Raw genomic sequence first — 1,287 nt, 5'->3', positions numbered from 1 at the left:
ACACTTTTCGGTATGCACGTTAATATCGAGATTCAGATTCGTACTAAGGATATGGAAGATTTGGCTGACTACGGTATTGCTGCACACTGGCAATATAAAGATGAGTCAGATCTCGCCTTGGCCAATCAGGCGCGTATTGATCGCTGGCTAAGCGGCCTGAAAGAACTTCGTGAACGAGCCGTTGACTCTATGGAGTTTATTGAGCACGTTAAGATCGACCTCTTCCCCGACGAGATCTATGTATTCACACCCAAAGGCGCGATTCTCGAATTACCTGCGGGGGCAACCCCAATCGACTTCGCCTATGCTATCCATACCGATATTGGTCATGCTTGTGTCGCCTGTCGCGTAAACAAACAACTTGCCCCCTTGAGCGTACCTCTACAAAGCGGGCAAACGGTTGAAGTAGTCACTGCCCCTAGCGCTAAACCAAGTAGGGCTTGGCTGAATATTGTCACAACCGGTAAAGCCAAGAGCAGCATAAGGCACTACTTGAAAGACCAACGCGAAGCCGAAAGCCTAGCGCTTGGTAAGAGCTTGCTCGATAAGTCACTCTCTGGCATTAATGTTTCCTGGAAAGATATTCCTGAAGCACAGATTCAAAAAGTTCTTGAACATAACCAAGCCGAGAGCATGGATGTACTCCTGCGCAATATCGGTTTAGGTCAGCGCATGCCGTTCATCATTGCTCGTCAATTGATGTCTGATGCAATACAAGATGAGGCTGAAAACGAAGCTCAAGATACCTCTACAGTGTCCATGATGATCAAGGGCTCAGAAGGAATGAACCTGTCTTTCGCACATTGCTGCCACCCGATCCCGGGCGACCCGATCGTAGGCTTACCTGACACAGGCTCTGGCATCACCATTCATTCCGAGGGCTGCTCAAAAATTATGAACCTAAGCAACAATCAGGTTCAAATGCACTTATCCTGGGTGAAAGATATTACCGATGAGTTTACCGTTGAATTGAAGGTAGAGCTTGAACGCCAACGCGGCATTATTGCCGAGCTAGCCGCAGCGATAACGCACGCCGAAGGTAATATCGAACGAATCGGCGTGACGGAACAAAACGCCAAACTAAGTGTTGTTAGTGTTGTGCTACATGTTCAGGGTCGACGACACCTGGCTCGAGTTATGCGCCGAATTCGCTCAATCAAAGCCGTTCTAAGGCTTACCAGAGTCATATCAAAATAAAGTGATTAGCTTCCAGGAGGAAATATGAGTAACAAGTCCATTATTCAAACAGCAGATGCACCGGAAGCAATCGGAACCTATTCCCAGGCA

1 protein-coding gene is annotated in these 1,287 nt (G+C 47.8%); it reads left to right on the top strand.

Features of this window, described 5'->3' with window-relative positions; all coding sequences use genetic code 11:
* Positions 1-1,197: TGS domain-containing protein (locus tag A3729_RS27770; RefSeq protein ID WP_156498182.1), on the top strand; the 1,197-nt coding region annotated here is incomplete at its 5' end.
* Between the last annotated feature and the right edge of the window lie 90 nt (positions 1,198-1,287).

Source organism: Oleiphilus sp. HI0043, from assembly GCF_001634935.1.
Note: the sequence above shows the minus strand (reverse complement) of the source record. Positions and strands in the feature narration are given on the sequence as shown.